This is a genomic window from Clostridium oceanicum (assembly GCF_039521385.1).
Classification (GTDB): Bacteria; Bacillota; Clostridia; order Clostridiales; family Clostridiaceae; genus Clostridium_F; species Clostridium_F oceanicum.
The window spans coordinates 52417-70500 of record NZ_BAAACG010000019.1 but is presented as its reverse complement, the minus strand read 5'-3'; the positions used below and the strand labels follow the sequence as shown (position 1 = coordinate 70500).

Below are 18084 nucleotides of genomic sequence, written 5' to 3'. Positions count from 1 at the left end.
CTATTGCTTTTATTTATTATATTTAGTTATTATCTTTTATTGCTTTAGTAATTGGAGGTACTACTTGTTTTTTTCTAGATAGTACTCCAGGAGCATATAAGCTATATCCATCTTCAAGTTCTTTTCCAAAAGCAGATGCTATTACTTCACTATCTTTTCCTATAGCGTATACATAAGAGCCTTCTTTTAATAAATCAGTTAGTATTAAAACAAGTCCATCATATGAATCTTCTTCTGCTTCTTTTTCCATTAATTTTATCATATCTTCCTTTAATGGGTTAAAGCTTTCAGCATCCATAGTTGATACTTGACCAACACCGATTTTATGACCTTCTAAGCTAAAGTTTTTGAAATCTTCATGTAAAAGTTGTTTTACAGTTTTTCCTTTTAAAGAAGTACCAGCTTTAAACATTTCTACAGAGTATTTTTCAGGATCAATTTCAGCAATTTCAGCTAATTTTTTTAATGTTATTTTATCAAGTTCAGTAGATGTTGGAGATTTAAATAGTAAAGTATCTGATATTATAGCTGAAGATAAAAGTCCTGCAATTTTTTTAGATGGTGTAAGTCCATTTTCAAAGAACATATTAGTAATTATTGTAGCAGTACATCCAACAGGTTGATTTCTAAAGTATATTGGAGCATCTGTTTCAATGTTACCAATTTTATGGTGATCTATAACTTCAAGTATTTCTGATTCGTTTAATCCGTCTACAGATTGTTCAGATTCATTGTGATCAACAAGTATTACTTGTTTTTTCTTAGCAGACATTAGATGATATCTTGATATAGTTCCAACTATACAGTTATTTTCATCTACTACAGGATAGTTTCTAAATCTTGTTTTAAGCATAGCCTCTTTAACATCTTCAACAAAATCTGTAAGTTTAAAAGAAGATATATTTTCTTTAGTCATTATATAACTTACAGGAAGACTTTGAGTTATAAGTAATGAAGTTGTAAATGAATCATAAGGTGTAACTATTAAAGAGCAGTTAGCTTCTTTAGCTTTTTTTATTATAGAATCATCTATAGAATGATTACCTGTTATAACCATTAATGATGCACTGCAATTTAATATAGCTTCTTGAGTATCAAATCTATTACCACAAATAACTATATCTCCGTTTTTTATGTGATTTTTCATATTTTCAGGTTGCATAGAAGCAACTATTATTTTTCCTTGAAATTTAGAATTATTGTTTGCTTCATAAACTATTTCAGCAGATAAAGTATCTCTAATGTCGCTTAATAGAGCGCCACATTTAGTTAATACATCATTATGCCATATTCCCATATAAGTAGAAGTTATATTAGAAAGTGATGCAAGTCCAACTAATTTACCATTTTCATCTGCTACTGGAAGAGTTTTAACATTTTTTTCTTCCATTATGCTCCAAGCTTTTTTTAGAGATAAATTTTGTGATATAGCGCTAATTTTATCTATGTCTAAGTCAGAAATTTGAGTTTTTACTGTATCAATAAGAGCAGGAGCATCTACTCCAAAGTAATCTAATGCAAATTTTGTTTCGTTATTTACATTTCCTAATCTAGAAGCTTTTACATTTTTAAATCCCAATTTCTTTTTTAAGTCTTCATAACATAGTGCAGAACAGATAGAATCTGTATCTGGATTTTTATGACCTGTTATGTAAATAGTATTATTCATATTATTTCCTCCAATGTCTTTAAATTTATAAAATTTATCATATTAACTATTTTATCATAAAATAAATGACCACACATATGAAAATAAATAACTAGTTATTATACTAGTTGTTTATTTTTTATAATCTTTATATAAAAATTAAAAAGATTAAATCTCTATTTTTTTCATACCTTTAAAATATGTTACATATATTATTATATAAAAATGCCAATATATAGTTCAATATAAAAATTATTTATTTTTTAGTTTTAGCCATATAAAAATAAATAACAAATAAAAGAGGTATAGATATTTTTCAAATACAATGAATTTAGTTCTTATAATGGTTATTTATTAGTAGGTTTTAATAAGGAGTAGTTTACAAAATACCATGACAACTAATTATTTATTTTAAATTGTATTAGTTAAAAAACTATATATTAAGTATATATCTATAATTGGAAAAGGATAGGGGGAATTTAAGTGATATACGAGCTTAAAGATAGGTCAAGTTTTGGGCTTACAACTAAAGAAGCTAATAAAAGATTAGCTAAATATGGTCCTAATGTACTTAAGAAAAAAGAAAGAATATCTCCAATTAAAATATTTTTAGAACAATTTAATGATTTTATTATATGGGTTCTAATAGTAGCTACAATTATTTCAGGGGCAATGGGAGAAAAGGCAGATGCAATAACAATACTTGTAATTGTAATAATGAATGCAATACTTGGTTTTATACAAGAATTTAAAACAGAAAAGTCTTTAGAAGCTTTAAAAGAGTTATCCTCTCCCACAGCTAAAGTTATAAGAGATGGAAATGTAAAAGTTGTAAATGCAGAAACTTTAGTTATTGGTGATTTAGTTATATTAGAAAGTGGAGATAAAATTCCAGCAGATTGTGTTTTAAAAGAAGATAGCGGATTAATGCTTGATGAATCTTTATTAACAGGAGAATCTGTAGGAGTAGAAAAGACTTCCAAATCAAAAAATAATAATATATACATGGGGACTATAGTACTTAAAGGAAAAGCTAAAGGAAAAGTTATAGAAACAGGAATGAAAACGGAAATGGGTAAAATAGCTGAAATGCTAGATGATATAAAAGTTGAGAAATCTCCATTAAAAGAAAAGCTTAATAATTTAGGTAAGATATTAGTTGTTTTGTGTATATTAATATGTATAATAGTGACTTTAACTGGTATATGGAGAGGACAAAACAAATATGAAATGTTTCTTTTAGGGGTAAGTTTAGCAGTAGCTGCTATACCTGAAGGACTTGCAGCTATAGTTACTGTATCTTTGGCATTAGGAGTTTCAAAGATGCTTAAAAGAAATGCTTTAATAAGAAAACTTCCTGCAGTAGAAACATTAGGGTGTACTTCTATAATATGTTCAGATAAAACCGGAACTTTAACAGAAAATAATATGACTGTAAAGAAAATATATGCAGATGATAAATTTTTTGATATAGATAAAGAAGGCATATATGGCAATTTAATGCTTAAGAAGGCATTTACATATTGTAATGATTTTAATTTGGATTATGAAGCTTCTAATCTTAATAAAAGTATACTTGGAGACCCTACAGAGACAGCACTTGTAAAAGCCTTCTTTAAAAATACTAATGAAGTTAAAAAGTTTATGTCAAAAGCAACTAGGATATATGATAATCCTTTTGACTCAGATAGAAAAATGATGTCTGTAATAATGAAAGAGAATGGGAAACAAACCTGTTATGTAAAAGGAGCACCAGAAAGAGTAATAAAAAAATGTGATTATATATATATAAAAGGTAAAGTTGAGAAGTTTACACCAGATTATAAAAGAAGAATTTTAAGAGCTATAGAAAAAATGTCTTATAGCGCATTAAGGTGTATTGCAGGAGCGTATAGAGAAAGAAATTTATCAAAGGATTATTCAATTGAAAATAAACTTATTTTTTTAGGGGTAGCAGGAATTATAGATCCACCAAGAAAAGAAGTTAAAAGTGCAGTGCTTAAATGCAAAATGGCAGGAATTAGACCAGTTATGATAACTGGTGATCATAAAAATACAGCCTATGCTATAGGAAAAGAACTTGATATATGTAAATCCCAAGATCAAGTTATAACTGGTGATGAGATAAATAACTTAAATGATAGAGAGCTTGGCAAAAGAATAAAGAATACTACTATATTTGCAAGAGTAAGTCCTAATCATAAACTTAGAATAGTTAAGGCTTTTAAAAATAAAAATAAAATAGTTGCTATGACTGGAGATGGAGTAAATGATGCCCCAGCAGTAAAAGAAGCGGATATTGGAATATCTATGGGAGTAACTGGAACAGATGTAACTAAAGAAGCCTCATCTATGATACTTTTAGATGATAATTTTAAAACTATAGTATCAGCAGTAGAAGAAGGTAGAGTTATATATGACAATATAAGAAAGTTTATAAGATATCTCCTTTCTTGTAATTTAGGAGAAGTTCTTACAATGTTTTTAGCTTCATTATTTTATTTACCTACTCCACTTTTACCAATACAAATATTATTTGTAAATTTAGCAACAGATGGTCTTCCAGCTATAGCTTTAGGGGTAGATCCTCCAGATACAGATATAATGAGTGAAAGACCTAGACCAAAGGGAGAAAGTATATTTGCTAGAGGATTAAAAGAAAAAATAATTATAAGAGGTTCACTTATTGGAATTTGTACCGTTCTTGCATTTATTGTAGGAAGTTACTATGGTATGAGCTTAGAGGCTTCTAGAACATTGGCCTTAAGTACTCTTATAATGTCTCAATTAATCCATGTTTTTGAATGTAGATCTGAAAAGCATTCTATATTTGAAATAAAGTTTTTTACTAATATATATTTAGTATTCTCTGTTTTAATATCAGTAGTAATGCTTTTGAGTATATTATATGTACCATTTATGCAAAGTGTGTTTCATACAGTGCCATTAAATTTAGGTCAGTGGTTAATAGTTGTATTTTTCTCAGGAACTATAGCTCTTATAAATAGTATTTATTTATATTTTAAATAAATGCTTTAAGTAATATTTTTAGATAGCACTTCATTTTGGAGGTTTTATGAAAAAAATATTAAAAGATTTAATTATATTATCTATAATATTTTTTATTAGTTTTGTTGTAAGTAAAAATTTTTTTTATGAAAATAATATAAAATTAAACAATAGTAAATTAAAATATTCTGTTAAACATAAAGGATTAAAAGGTGCTGTAGATTTTACAGTAGATGATAAAGGAAACTATTATATATGTTATAAAGATAAGATACAATTTATAGATGATAAAGGTAAAAGTTATAATATATTAGAAAATGCTGATTTTAATATTACAAGTGTAGATTATTCTAAAGATATTTTATATTTTGCATCAAAAACTAAAGTATATAAATTAAATTTAAAAAACAAAAAAACATCAGTTTTAGTTGATAATATTCCTAATTTAGGAGATTATAATAAAAGTTTAGTTAAAATCAAAGAGGATGAGTTATATATAACAATAGGTGCAGCAACTAATTCTGGAGTAGTTGGAGAAGATAATAAATGGGTAAGAGAATATCCTTTTTTCTGTGATTTAAGTCCTAACAAAATCATGTTGTCCGGTCAAAATTTTAATAAAAATACTGCTGGTGCATTTAATACTAAAAATACAAAGAGTATGAGAGGTCAGATAATACCTAAACATTTTCCAGGCAATAGTAGTATTATTGTATATAATATAAAAAATAATAAAGCTAAAACTTATGCATGGGGAATAAGAAATTTTAAAGGCATAGATTTTAATAAAAAAGGTAATTTGATTATTTCTACTACAGGAATGGAAAACAGAGGTTATAGACCTGTAAAAATGGATTTAGACTATATATATAAAGTAAAAAAAGGAGTTTGGTATGGATTTCCAGATTATTCTGGAGGTGATCCTATAAACTCCCCAAGATTTAAAGGGAAGAATAATACTGTAATAAATTTTGTTTTAGATAAACATCCATCGACTAATCCACCGGCACCTTTATATCAACATAAGAAATTAAATTCTTTAGGAAGTTTAGCAGTAGACAAAGAGGGTAAAGTTTTAGAACCAGATACTATAGTTTTTTATGATAAAGAGAGTAAAAATATATATTCTTTAGATAAATTGGGTATTTTAAATAAAGAAGGTAATTTATCTAAAGGAAATATAAAAAGTATAAAAATTATAAAAAATAACATAACAATGCTAGACAATGATAGAGGATATATATATATTATAAATAACGATAAATAATATTCAAATAATTAAGAAAAGAGGGGTATAATTTAACATATGAAAAGAAAATTGGAAAAAACTTACGGCAGTGCATTAAAAGGTGTTTTTTATGCAGTTAATCCTTTAAAAAAGAAGCTATTAAAAACTAATTGTACTGTTCATAAATATATAAATATTAGAGGGTTAGAACTTCTTAAAATAGAAGGTTATGAAAAAGAGTATAAGTTTTTTAAAAAGTATATAGGAAATTTAAATGAAGGGGTTTCTTGGGCAGATCAAGATTTTAAAAGTTCTAATCATTTTTATCATTTTAACAAAAATAAAGGCTTGTTTGGATTTTCAAATGCATTGACAGAATGTGAAAGGTATTATAAAAAAGCTATAACTTTTTTAAAAAGAAATGAAATAGAAAAATCTATGTTTTATTTTGGTGCAGCTTGCCATTTAGTTCAAGATGTTACTGTACCACAACATGTGAATAACAGACTTTTAAAAAGTCATAGAAAATTTGAAATGTGGATAATAAGTAAGCTTTTTAATGATTATTCTTTTAAAGCAGATAGGGGTATAAATAAATATAAGAGTGTAGAAGATTTTATAAAAAACAATGCTTATATGGCTAACAACATATATATAAAAAGTTCATATATTTATGATACAGATCAGAGGTATCAAGTTATAGCTTCTAAGATATTAACAGAAGCTCAAAAAAGTACAGCTGGATTTATGGTTTTGTTTTATAATGATATTATTTCTTTTCTTCCTTAATATAGGAGGATTTCTTTTTTTTTACATAGAATTATTTAATGTAGAAACTAAATTATTTTAAAGTTAGTTATAGATTTGAATATGCCTAATATATAAATTTTAAAGTGAGAGTTTTTAAACAACTTTAGAAAAAGTGGGTGATTGTTATGAAAGAAGAAATATTTATAAATTTAGAGAGAGAGATATTTAGAGGAAACGTACTAGATATAGGGGCTAGAAACTATGGTATAATATATAATGTATACAAAAAATATAATGATGATATAAGTTTAGAATATATAAATGGTGAAAAAGATAAAGAAAATATAAAAGATGATTATTATGATAACTGTATTTTATTATTTTCTTTTAGAAATGTATATTTTAAAAGAACTAAAACTAAACTTGTAAAAGAAATATACAAATATATGAAAACCGGTGGATGTCTTTATATTTGGGATATTGATAAAAATTATGGGAAAACTTTTAATGGTAAATTAAAAATATTAGTGCCAAATGGTAAACTTAAGAAGTTGTCAATAAAAGATATAAATATATTTAAAGATAACTCAAAAAAGACTATTTTATCAATTTTAAAACCTTATTTTAAAATTGAAGATTTGAAAAATTCAGATGGCATTTATTATATAAAAGCTAAAAAATTAAAAAATGATAAAAAACTTCAAGATGAGGAAACTAGAAAGGAAGAAAAAAATGAAAGTAGTGTTAGCAGCGGTTAATTCTAAATTTATTCACAGTAATTTAGCAGTAAGATATTTAAAATATTATACTAAGGATTTAGAATATGACTCAATAATAAAAGAATATACCATAAATGATAGAAAAGAAAATATATTAGAAAGCTTAGTTTGTGAGAAAGCTGATATTATATGTTTTTCTTGCTATATATGGAATATAGAATATGTTAAAGCTATAGCAACTCTTGTGAAATTAGTTAACCCTTCAATAAAAATATTATATGGAGGACCAGAAGTAACTTATGATAGCAAAGATTTTTTAACTAATACTCCTGGAGAATATGTTATAGAAGGTGAAGGAGAGCAAACTTATAGAGAGTTTATAGAAAAAATATTAAAAAGAGAAGATGTTAAAAATATAAAAGGACTTTATGTAAAAGATAAAGAGAAAATATATTATGGTGGACCAAGGGAGAATATGTCTATGGAAGATATTGTTTTTCCTTATAGAGATATGACTGAATTAGAGAACAAAATTGTTTATTATGAAGCTTCTCGTGGATGTCCTTTCAACTGTAAATATTGCTTATCTTCAACTTTACACGGTGTCAGATTTCAAAAGATTGAAAGAGTAAAAGATGAAATTAAATTTTTTGTAGATAAAAAGGTAAAATTGATTAAATTTGTAGACAGAACCTTTAATTGTGATCATAAATTTGCTAAAGAAATATGGAGTTATATAGTAAATTTGGATACAAATACTACATTTCATTTTGAAATATCAGCAGATCTTTTAAGAGAAGACGAGATAGAAATCCTATCAAAATCTCCAAAGGGAAGAATCCAATTTGAAGTTGGTGTACAAACAACTAATAATAAAATTTTAAATAATATTAATAGATATGTGAACTTTGAATCTATAAAAGAAAAAGTAGAAGAATTAGAAAAAATGAAAAATATTAAACAACATTTAGACCTTATAGCAGGCCTTCCAGGAGAAAATTTAGAGTCTTTTAAAAACTCTTTTAATGATGTACATAGTATATATCCAGAAGAGATACAATTAGGGTTTTTAAAACTTTTAAAAGGATCATCTATGAGATATGAAGCAGAAAAATGGGGAATGGTATATTCACCTTATCCACCTTATGAAATATTAAAAACAAAAGATATTTCTTATGATGAATTGTTAATACTTAAGAAAGTAGAAGCAGTAGTAGATAAATATTATAATTCAGGAAAATTTAACAATATATTAAAATATTTCATACCAAAATTTAAAACTTATTTTAATTTTTATAATAGTTTAGCAAAATTTTGTGATGAAAAAGGATATTTTGCAAGAAACATTTCATCATCAGATTATTATAAAATATTTGTTGATTTTAACGAAGAAGTTATAAATGAGGATAGTGAATCTTTAAAAGAAATAATTAAATTTGATTATCTTGAGTATAATAAAAAAAGATGGATACCAAATTTCTTGAATAGAGAAATGGATAAAAAAGTTAAAAAAAATTTAAAAAATCAAGTATTAAAGGATAATCATGATTTATCCGATAATATCCATATAGAGAAGTTTTTTGTAGATATACAGCAGTTTTTGGATACTGGAAAGATTATAAAAAAGGACATGTATGTAATATTTGATGAAAAAAGGAGAAATAATATAGTTTTCGTTAAAAAATGTTAAAAAAATAGCAATTTTCATTGAATTTTATATAGTTAGTCAATTGAAATTTGTATGCAATTAATATTATACTTAATAACAACAAACACAAATGTTGTATAGAATACTACTTAATAAAGTAAAGCAAAGAATATTCCATTAATTAGGGGGTGATATTTTGGCTCTTGAAGCTATAAAAAGCATTAAGGAAGCAGAAGATAAGGCAGATAAGCTAATCGAAAATGCTAAAGAAGAAAGCAAAAACATAATTAAAAACGCTAAACAAAAGGCTAATGAAGAATATGATTCAATAATTGAAAAAGCCAATAGCAAATCAAAAAGTATTATAAAAGATAGCGTTGAAAAGGCAACAAAAGAAGCAGAAAGTATTTTGAAAAATGGAAAAAAAGATGTTGATAGCATCAAAAATATTTCTCAGGATAAGTTAAATCAAGCGGTAAATTTAGTGATTGAGAGGATAGTGAAGATTAATGGCGATAGCTAAGATGAAAAAATTTACTTTATTAGCCCTTGAGTCACATAAGGAAAAGCTACTTGAATATCTTCAACAATTTCAAATGGTTGAGTTTATCAACTTACAAGATGAAAAGTCAGAAAATTTGGAGTTTATGGACAATGACTCCCAGTCGGAGATTGTTTCAGAGTTAGAAGGCAAAAAAGCTAAGATTAAATTTTCACTAGATATATTAAATAGATATGTGGAAAAAGAAAAAGGCTTAAAAGCTATGATGAAAGACAAAAAGTCTATTGAATATTCTAAACTTAAAGAATTAGGAGAAAAAGTAGATTTTAATTCTATTTATGATTATCTAAAAGAAAAAGATACAAAACTTAGTTTTTTGAAAAATGAAATTTCAAAACCTAAATCTGACATTGAAGTTTTGAAACCTTGGGTTAATTTTGATACTAATTTTGAAGACACAAAGCTTAAAAATTGTGTTTCTTACTTAGGTACTATACCTTTAAAAGAAAAAGACAAATTTAGAGAAGAGATTGATTCAAATATTAAAGGTTCCTATGTTGAGTTTGTAAATGAAACAGAAAAAGATGTTTATATGTTTGTTATAGTTCACAATGATTTTAAAGAAGAACTTTCTCAAATGCTTAAAAAATATGGATTTAATAAACTAGATATAAAGTGTCAAAGTACCCCTAGACAGCAAATTGAAAGTTTATATAAAGATATAAAAGACATAAAAGATAAGCAAAAAAATGTAGAAGAAGAAATGAGAGAGTATGTAAATAAAATTGAAGAACTTGAAATAGCATATGAATATTTAACTCTTGAAATATCAAAAGGAAATGCTTGTTACAACTTTAAAAAGAGTGACAAAGTTGTGGCAATTGAAGGTTGGGTTCCAAAAGATTTTAAAGATAAGTTTGAAAAGATTGTTAAACAATCAGAAGGCAAATATTACTATTTAGAATTTGAAGATCCAACAGAGGAAGAAGTAGAAGAAGTTCCTATTATGTTAAAAAATAATGGAGTAGTTTCTGCTTTTGAATCTATAACTTCTATGTACAGTTTACCAAAGTATAATGAGATAGATCCAACACCATTATTGTTTCCGTTTTATATTATATTCTTTGGTATGATGTTATCAGATGCAGGATATGGTTTAGTTATGGTATTAGCTACAACTATTGCCCTAAAAATGATACCTTTTGATGATGAAATGAAAAAGATGGTTAAACTATTTTGCTATTTAGGAATTTCTACAATGGTGTGGGGAGTACTTTATGGTTCATACTTTACAGGAGCTCTTAAGATACCTGCAATATGGATGAAACCAGAAAATAATGCTAACTTACTTATCATTGTATCTATTGTATTTGGTCTTATACAAATATATGCAGGATTGTTTATTAAAGCATACATGCTTATAAGAGATAAAAAGTATATGGATGCAGTTTATGACGTGCTTCTTTGGATTATAACTGTTACATCAGCTATACTTTTCATCGTATCAGCATTCCAAGATATACCAGCATTAAAAGCAAATGTGAATTTGTTTAAATACTTAATGATAGCCGGTATGGTTGGACTTGTATTAACTCAAGGTAGAGAAAGTAAAAGCATAGGTGGAAAACTTGGTGGCGGACTATATGGTTTGTATGGAATAACAGGATATGTTGGAGATATGGTTTCTTATACAAGACTTATGGCTCTTGGACTTGCAACAGGTTTTATAGGAGGAGCATTCAATAGCATAGTAGCTTTATTAGGATCAGGAGTAATAGCTATTATAGTTGGTGCTATATTATTCTTACTTACACATACTTTTAATTTACTTATTAATGCATTAGGAGCTTATGTGCATTCTTTAAGATTACAGTATGTTGAGTATTTTGGAAAATTTTACGAAGGTGGAGGAAGAGCGTTTGCTCCATTTAGACACAAAAATAAATTTATTAAAGTAAAAACAGATTTGGGAGGAATTGATAATGAATAATTTTTTTAGTTTCTTTTTAGAAAACGGAGGAATTGTATTAATAGGATTAGGAGCAGCTCTAGCAACGTTACTATCAGGAATAGGATCAGCAAGAGGTATTGGAATAGTAGGTCAATCAGCATCAGGATTATTAACAGAAGAACCAGAAAAATTTGGTAAAGCTCTTGTATTAGAACTATTACCAGGTACTCAAGGTTTATATGGATTCGTTATATCATTTATGGCACTTGGTAAAATGACAGGTGGAGTAGATTTACAAACAGGATTTTCTGTATTAATAGCTTGTCTTCCAGTTGCATTTGTAGGTTGGAAATCAGCTATATCTCAAGGTAAAGTTGCAGCATCTGCAATATCAATACTTGCTAAGAGACAAGAACATGTAGCAAAGGGTATTATTTTATCAGTTATGGTTGAAACTTATGCATTACTTGGATTCGTTATGTCAATATTAATGTTAATGAAATAATTTCCCTAGGAAAGATAAAGTAAGGGAGTGTGAGTATTGAGTAATTTAGATAATTTAACTTCTAAAATACTAGAAGACTCTAATAAAAGGGTTAAAAGTATTTTAGATAAAGCTGAAAATGAAAAAAAATCTATTATAGATTCAAAAGTAAAAACTGCAAAAGATGAAGCAGAAAATATTCTTAAAAAATCACAAATAGAAGCAAAGAGTAAAGCTGAAAGAGTTATTTCTAATACATATTTGAAAGTTAGAAATGAAAAGCTTAGAGCAAAACAAGAAATAGTAGATAGTGTTTTTGATAAAGCAGTTGAATCTCTTAATAAAATGTCAAAGGATAAATATTTAAAATTTGTTAAAGATGTTATAGGTTCTTTAGATATTGATGGAGATGAAGAATTAATTGTCTCAAAAGAAGATGCTAAGAAAATAGACGATAAATTTTTAAATGAATTAAATAATGAATTAGCTAATAAAGGCAAAAAATCACAACTTAAGTTATCTCAAGAAAAAAGAGATTTAAATGGTGGATTTATACTATATAAAAATGGTATTGAAATCAATAATTCATATGATGCGTTAGTTTTTTCTTTAAGAGATGAACTTGAGCAGGAAATAGTTAGTGCTTTATTCAGTTAAGCAAGGAGGAAAACTATGGATAACTTAAAATATGCTCATGCCGTAGGTAGACTCAGAGTGCTTGAGACAAGACTCCTAGATAAAGCTAAAATAGATAGAATGATAGAAAGCTTATCACCTAAAGAGGCACTAAAAGTACTTGAAGAAACTGAATATTCTAGTAGTTTAGCATCAATAAAGAGAGTGGAAGACTATGAATTTGTTTTAAGAGATGCACTAAAAAACTTGTATAAAGAAATATATAGTATATCTCCTGAAAAAGAATTAGTTGATGTATTATGTTATAAATACGATTATCATAATATAAAGGTTTTAATAAAATCTAAAATATTAGATAAAAATTTTGATAACATTCTTATAGATGCTGGATCTATTAGTATAGAACTATTAAGAGAATCTATAAATGAAGAAAATTATAGAGACTTAAGTTCTAATATGAGAGAAGGAATAGAAAAAGCATTAAAAGAATTTGAAGAAGATAAGGATCCTCAAAAAATAGATGTTATTTTAGATAAATATATGTTTTCTGAGATGCTTTTTAAAGCTTCAAAACTAGATAACAGTTTTCTTTTAGATTATATCAAATTAAATATTGATTTAACTAATATAAAGACTCTTATAAGAGTAAAAAAACAAGAAAAATCAAGAAATTTCTTTGATGAAGTTATTGTAGATGGTGGTAACCTAGATAGAGGAGCACTCTTAGAATTGTTAAATGAAACAGAAGAGAATATTTCTAAAAAGTTATATGCTAAATCTTATAACACAGTAGTAGAAAAAGGTTTAGAAGAATATTTAGATAGTTCTAAACTAAGTCTTATGGAGAAACTATCTGATAACTTCCTTATGGATTATGCGAAAAAAGCTAAATTTGTATCTTTTGGAGCAGAGCCTATTATAGCTTATATTTTAGCAAAAGAAACAGAAATAAAAATAATAAGAATAATAATGATAGGCAAACTTAACAATGTATCTGCAGAAGTTATAAGAGAAAGGCTGCGTGATATATATGTATAAAATAGGAGTCGTTGGAGACAAAAATTCTATCATAGCATTTAAAGCAATTGGAATAGATGTTTATCCAGTGGTTGGAGAAGAAGAAGGAAGAAAAGCTATAGATAGAATGGCAGCTAATGGATATGCTATTATATTTGTTACTGAGCAAATAGCAAAAGATTTAGGAGAAACTATAGATAGATATAGCAACAAAGTAACTCCTGCCATTATACTTATTCCAAGCAATCAAGGTTCCTTGAATATTGGTATGCAAAGGATAAATGATAATGTAGAAAAAGCCGTTGGTGTTAATATTTTATAAGGAAGGTAGGTAGGTGAACTTGAAGACAGGACATGTATTAAAAGTATCTGGACCTTTAGTTATAGCTGAAGGAATGGATGAAGCAAATATATATGACGTTGTAAAAGTCGGAGATAAAAGGCTTATTGGCGAAATAATAGAAATGAGGGAAGACAGAGCGTCTATCCAAGTATATGAAGAAACAACAGGACTAACTCCAGGAGATCCAGTAATTACTACTGGAGAACCTTTAAGTGTTGAATTAGGACCTGGTTTAATAGAAGCTATGTTTGATGGAATACAAAGACCTCTTAATGCTATAAAAGCTAAAGCTGGAGACTTTATAACTAGAGGTGTAGAAGTATTTTCATTAGATAGAGATAGAAAATGGAACTTTACTGCAACTAAAAAAGTTGGAGATGAAGTTAAAGAAGGAGACGTTATTGGTATAGTTCAAGAAACATCAATAGTTGAACATAAAATAATGGTTCCTTATGGAAAAAAAGGTACTATAACAGATATAAAAGAAGGGGAATTTACTATAACAGAAAAAATTGCTGAGTTAAAAGATGGAGATAAAACTCATGATTTAACTATGATGCAAAAATGGCCAGTTAGAAAGGGTAGACATTATAAGAAAAAATTAGACCCAGTAGAACCTATGATAACAGGTCAAAGAGTTATAGATACATTCTTCCCAGTTACAAAAGGTGGAACAGCATGTGTACCGGGACCTTTTGGAAGCGGAAAAACAGTTGTTCAACATCAGCTTGCTAAATGGGCAGATGCTCAAATAGTTGTATATATTGGATGTGGAGAACGTGGAAACGAAATGACAGACGTTCTAAACGAGTTCCCAGAATTAAAAGACCCTAAAACTGGGGAACCTTTAATGAAGAGAACAGTTTTAATTGCTAATACTTCAAATATGCCAGTTGCAGCAAGAGAAGCTTCTATATATACAGGTATTACTATAGGAGAATACTTTAGAGATATGGGATATTCTGTAGCATTAATGGCAGATTCAACTTCTCGTTGGGCAGAAGCACTTCGTGAAATGTCAGGAAGACTTGAAGAAATGCCTGGTGATGAAGGATATCCAGCATACCTAGGATCAAGAGCAGCAGAATTTTATGAAAGAGCAGGTAAAGTTATCTGTTTAGGAGAAGAAGAAGTTGAAGGTGCACTAACAGTAATAGGTGCCGTATCTCCTCCAGGTGGTGACTTATCAGAACCAGTAACACAGGCTACTTTAAGAATAGTTAAAGTTTTCTGGGGACTAGATTCACAACTTGCATATAAGAGACATTTCCCAGCTATAAACTGGTTAAACTCTTATTCACTATATCTTAATAAAGTAAGTAATTGGATAGATGAAAATGTAGCTAAAGATTGGACTGAGCTTAGAACTGAAGCTATGTCATTACTTCAAGAAGAAGCTAACTTAGAAGAAATAGTTAGACTTGTAGGTATTGATGCCTTATCAGAAGGTGACAGATTAAAACTTGAAGTATCTAAATCTTTAAGAGAAGATTATCTTCAACAAAATGCTTTCCATGAAGTAGATACATATGCATCTTTAAATAAGCAATATAAGATGTTAAAGCTTGTTCTTAGATTCCATGAAGAAGCTAAAAGAGCACTAGATTCAGGTGTATATTTAAAAGATATTTTAAACTTAGAAGTAAGAGATAAGATCGCAAGATCAAAATATATAGATGAAAAAGATATATCTAAAGTTGATGCATTGTTTGATGAATTAGCTTCAGAAATTGATGAACTAATCAGCAAAGGAGGTATAATGGATGCTTAAGGAATACAGAACAGTTAAAGAAGTTGTTGGACCACTTATGCTGGTAGATCAAGTTAAAGATGTAAGTTATGATGAGCTAGTTGAAATAGAGCTTCATAATGGTGAACATAGACGTGGAAAAGTTCTTGAAATAAACAAGGATAAAGCGTTAGTTCAATTATTTGAAGGATCATCAGGTATAAATCTTAAAGGTGCTAAAGTTAAATTCTTAGGCAAACCGTTAGAACTTGGTGTATCTGAAGATATGCTTGGAAGAGTCTTTGATGGACTTGGTAATCCAAAAGATGGAGGACCTAAAATAATTCCAGATGCTAAAATGGATATAAATGGAGTTCCTATAAATCCTGTTGCAAGAAACTTCCCAGAAGAATTTATACAAACTGGAGTTTCAGCAATTGATGGACTTAATACATTAGTTAGAGGACAAAAATTACCAGTTTTCTCTGGTTCAGGACTTCCACATGCTGAACTTGCAGCTCAAATTGCAAGACAGGCAAAAGTTTTAAATTCAGATTCTAAATTTGCGGTTGTATTTGCAGCTATTGGAACTACATTTGAAGAAGCTCAATTCTTTGTTGATGACTTTACTAAGACTGGAGCTATAGATAGAGCAGTACTATTCATAAACTTAGCAAATGACCCTGCTATAGAAAGAATAGCTACTCCAAGAATGGCTCTTACATGTGCAGAATATTTAGCTTATGAAAAAGATATGCACGTTCTTGTAATAATGACAGACCTTACTAACTATTGTGAGGCTCTTCGTGAAGTATCAGCAGCTAGAAAAGAAGTTCCAGGAAGACGTGGATATCCAGGATACTTATATACAGACTTATCTACTATATATGAAAGAGCGGGAAGAATATTAGGTAGAGGTGGATCTATAACTCAAATACCTATACTTACTATGCCAGAGGATGATAAAACACATCCAATTCCTGACTTAACAGGATATATAACAGAAGGTCAAATAATATTAAGTAGAGAATTATACAAAAAAGGCATAATGCCTCCTATAGATGTATTACCTTCACTTTCTAGACTTAAAGATAAAGGTATAGGTAAAGGAAAAACAAGAGAAGATCATGCAGATACTATGAACCAATTGTTTGCAGGCTATGCTCAAGGTAAGCAAGCAAAAGAATTGGCAGTAATATTAGGTGAATCCGCTCTTTCAGATACTGATAAACAATATGCTAAATTTGCAGAAGCTTTTGAGAAAAAATATGTATCTCAAGGTTTTACTTCAAATAGAAGTATAGAAGAAACATTAAACCTTGGATGGGAACTTCTAAATATATTACCTAGAACAGAGCTTAAGAGAATAAGGGATGAATATCTAGAAAAATATCTAAACAATGATTCAAAAAAAGAAGATAGTAAATAAATTTAAAGGATAGTGATCTTTTATGAAACTTAATGTAAATCCTACTAGGATGGAGCTTACTAGGTTAAAAAAGAGATTAACAACAGCTACTAGAGGACATAAGCTTTTAAAAGATAAACAAGATGAGTTAATGAGAAGATTTATAGAAATGATAAAAAAGAACAATGAACTAAGAAAAAGCGTAGAAAAAGAGCTTTCAGGTTCTTTTAAAGATTTTCTCATGGCTAGTGCTGTAATGTCTCCAGAATTTTTAGAAGAAGCAGTTGCTTATCCAAAAGAAAGTATATCAGTAGATGTAAAAACTCAAAATATTATGAGTGTTAATGTACCTGAATTTGACTTTAAAAGAAAATTAGAAGGTGACAAAGGAAGTATTTTCCCATATGGTTTCGCAAATACTTCAGCAGAACTTGATGAAGCTATAGAAAAACTATATAGTATACTTCCAAAGCTATTAGAACTTGCAAAAGTAGAAAAGGCATGTCAACTAATGGCAGATGAAATAGAAAAGACTAGAAGAAGAGTTAATGCATTAGAATATATGACAATACCTCAACTTCAAGAGACTATAAAATTCATACAAATGAAATTAGATGAAAATGAAAGAAGTACAGTAACAAGACTTATGAAAATAAAGAGCATGATGCAAGAAAAACAAAATATGAATGGTTAATAATAAAAGAACAACTTTTTATAGTTGTTCTTTTGTTTATTTTTATTTTTACTATTTTATATTTTGAGGTAACTTTTAATATAGAAGATTTTTATTGTGATAGCAGATATGTTTATGAATTTATTTATAGAATTAAAGGAAAATAGTGGTATAATTACATTATAGTAATAATTTATTTTTTTATGCATAGGGTATATTGAAGAGAACAATATAGGCTGAAGTTAAAAAGCTTATTTTATAAAAATTAATTAAAATGTTACTATATATAATTTTGTATTATATATTTTTTATTTTATAAAATATATATGGTATTAAAAG

At 27.7% G+C, this 18084-nt stretch carries 15 protein-coding genes; 14 read left to right on the top strand and 1 reads right to left on the bottom strand.

What is annotated here, in order from left to right; genetic code table 11:
- Positions 1-22: 22 nt before the first annotated feature.
- Entirely contained in the window at positions 23-1669 is a 1647-nt protein-coding gene (locus ABDZ71_RS16830; protein WP_343763495.1) for a putative manganese-dependent inorganic diphosphatase, read from the bottom strand.
- A gap of 465 nt (positions 1670-2134) precedes the next feature.
- Between ABDZ71_RS16830 and ABDZ71_RS16825 the strand changes: the two genes are divergently transcribed.
- The 14 genes from ABDZ71_RS16825 (at position 2135) to ABDZ71_RS16760 (ending at position 17766) form a co-directional block, all read left to right on the top strand.
- Complete coding sequence (locus ABDZ71_RS16825) at positions 2135-4678, top strand: calcium-translocating P-type ATPase, SERCA-type (protein WP_425544734.1); 2544 nt, start codon at positions 2135-2137, stop codon at positions 4676-4678.
- A 46-nt stretch (positions 4679-4724) separates the two neighbouring features.
- A complete protein-coding gene (locus ABDZ71_RS16820) occupies positions 4725-5924 on the top strand; it encodes a PQQ-dependent sugar dehydrogenase family protein (RefSeq protein WP_343763492.1) in 1200 nt (399 codons plus the stop codon).
- 39 nt (positions 5925-5963) lie between these two features.
- The gene (locus ABDZ71_RS16815; protein ID WP_343763490.1) at positions 5964-6674 is read left to right on the top strand and encodes a zinc dependent phospholipase C family protein; all 711 of its coding nucleotides are present in this window, start codon (positions 5964-5966) and stop codon (positions 6672-6674) included.
- A 146-nt stretch (positions 6675-6820) separates the two neighbouring features.
- Positions 6821-7393 (top strand): class I SAM-dependent methyltransferase, encoded by a 573-nt coding sequence (locus tag ABDZ71_RS16810; RefSeq protein ID WP_425544727.1) that lies wholly within the window; start codon positions 6821-6823, stop codon positions 7391-7393.
- Positions 7368-9044: a B12-binding domain-containing radical SAM protein gene (locus tag ABDZ71_RS16805; RefSeq protein WP_343763489.1), complete on the top strand. Its 1677-nt coding sequence runs from the start codon at positions 7368-7370 to the stop codon at positions 9042-9044. The genes ABDZ71_RS16810 and ABDZ71_RS16805 overlap by 26 nt, the downstream gene beginning before the upstream one ends.
- 154 nt (positions 9045-9198) lie before the next feature.
- Positions 9199-9525 carry an ATP synthase archaeal subunit H gene (ahaH, locus tag ABDZ71_RS16800; protein ID WP_343763487.1) on the top strand — a complete coding sequence of 109 codons (327 nt, stop codon included), beginning with the start codon at positions 9199-9201 and terminating at the stop codon, positions 9523-9525.
- Positions 9512-11494 (top strand): V-type ATP synthase subunit I, encoded by a 1983-nt coding sequence (locus tag ABDZ71_RS16795; protein ID WP_343763486.1) that lies wholly within the window; start codon positions 9512-9514, stop codon positions 11492-11494. Before ahaH ends, ABDZ71_RS16795 begins: the two co-directional genes overlap by 14 nt.
- Positions 11487-11960 carry a V-type ATP synthase subunit K gene (locus tag ABDZ71_RS16790; protein ID WP_343763484.1) on the top strand — a complete coding sequence of 158 codons (474 nt, stop codon included), beginning with the start codon at positions 11487-11489 and terminating at the stop codon, positions 11958-11960. Before ABDZ71_RS16795 ends, ABDZ71_RS16790 begins: the two co-directional genes overlap by 8 nt.
- A gap of 36 nt (positions 11961-11996) precedes the next feature.
- Positions 11997-12596, top strand: coding sequence for a V-type ATP synthase subunit E (locus ABDZ71_RS16785; RefSeq protein WP_343763483.1), 600 nt, complete (start codon positions 11997-11999; stop codon positions 12594-12596).
- Between the two features lie 15 nt (positions 12597-12611).
- Positions 12612-13613, top strand: a complete 1002-nt coding sequence (locus tag ABDZ71_RS16780; RefSeq protein WP_343763482.1) for a V-type ATP synthase subunit C — start codon at positions 12612-12614, stop codon at positions 13611-13613.
- Positions 13606-13914, top strand: a complete 309-nt coding sequence (locus ABDZ71_RS16775) for a V-type ATP synthase subunit F (RefSeq protein ID WP_343763479.1) — start codon at positions 13606-13608, stop codon at positions 13912-13914. The genes ABDZ71_RS16780 and ABDZ71_RS16775 overlap by 8 nt, the downstream gene beginning before the upstream one ends.
- A 19-nt stretch (positions 13915-13933) precedes the next feature.
- On the top strand, positions 13934-15706 hold the full coding sequence (locus tag ABDZ71_RS16770) for a V-type ATP synthase subunit A (protein WP_343764558.1): 1773 nt from the start codon (positions 13934-13936) through the stop codon (positions 15704-15706).
- Positions 15699-17093 (top strand): V-type ATP synthase subunit B, encoded by a 1395-nt coding sequence (locus ABDZ71_RS16765; protein WP_343763478.1) that lies wholly within the window; start codon positions 15699-15701, stop codon positions 17091-17093. Before ABDZ71_RS16770 ends, ABDZ71_RS16765 begins: the two co-directional genes overlap by 8 nt.
- Before the next feature lie 22 nt (positions 17094-17115).
- Positions 17116-17766 carry a V-type ATP synthase subunit D gene (locus tag ABDZ71_RS16760; protein WP_343763476.1) on the top strand — a complete coding sequence of 217 codons (651 nt, stop codon included), beginning with the start codon at positions 17116-17118 and terminating at the stop codon, positions 17764-17766.
- The last annotated feature ends 318 nt before the right edge of the window (positions 17767-18084 follow it).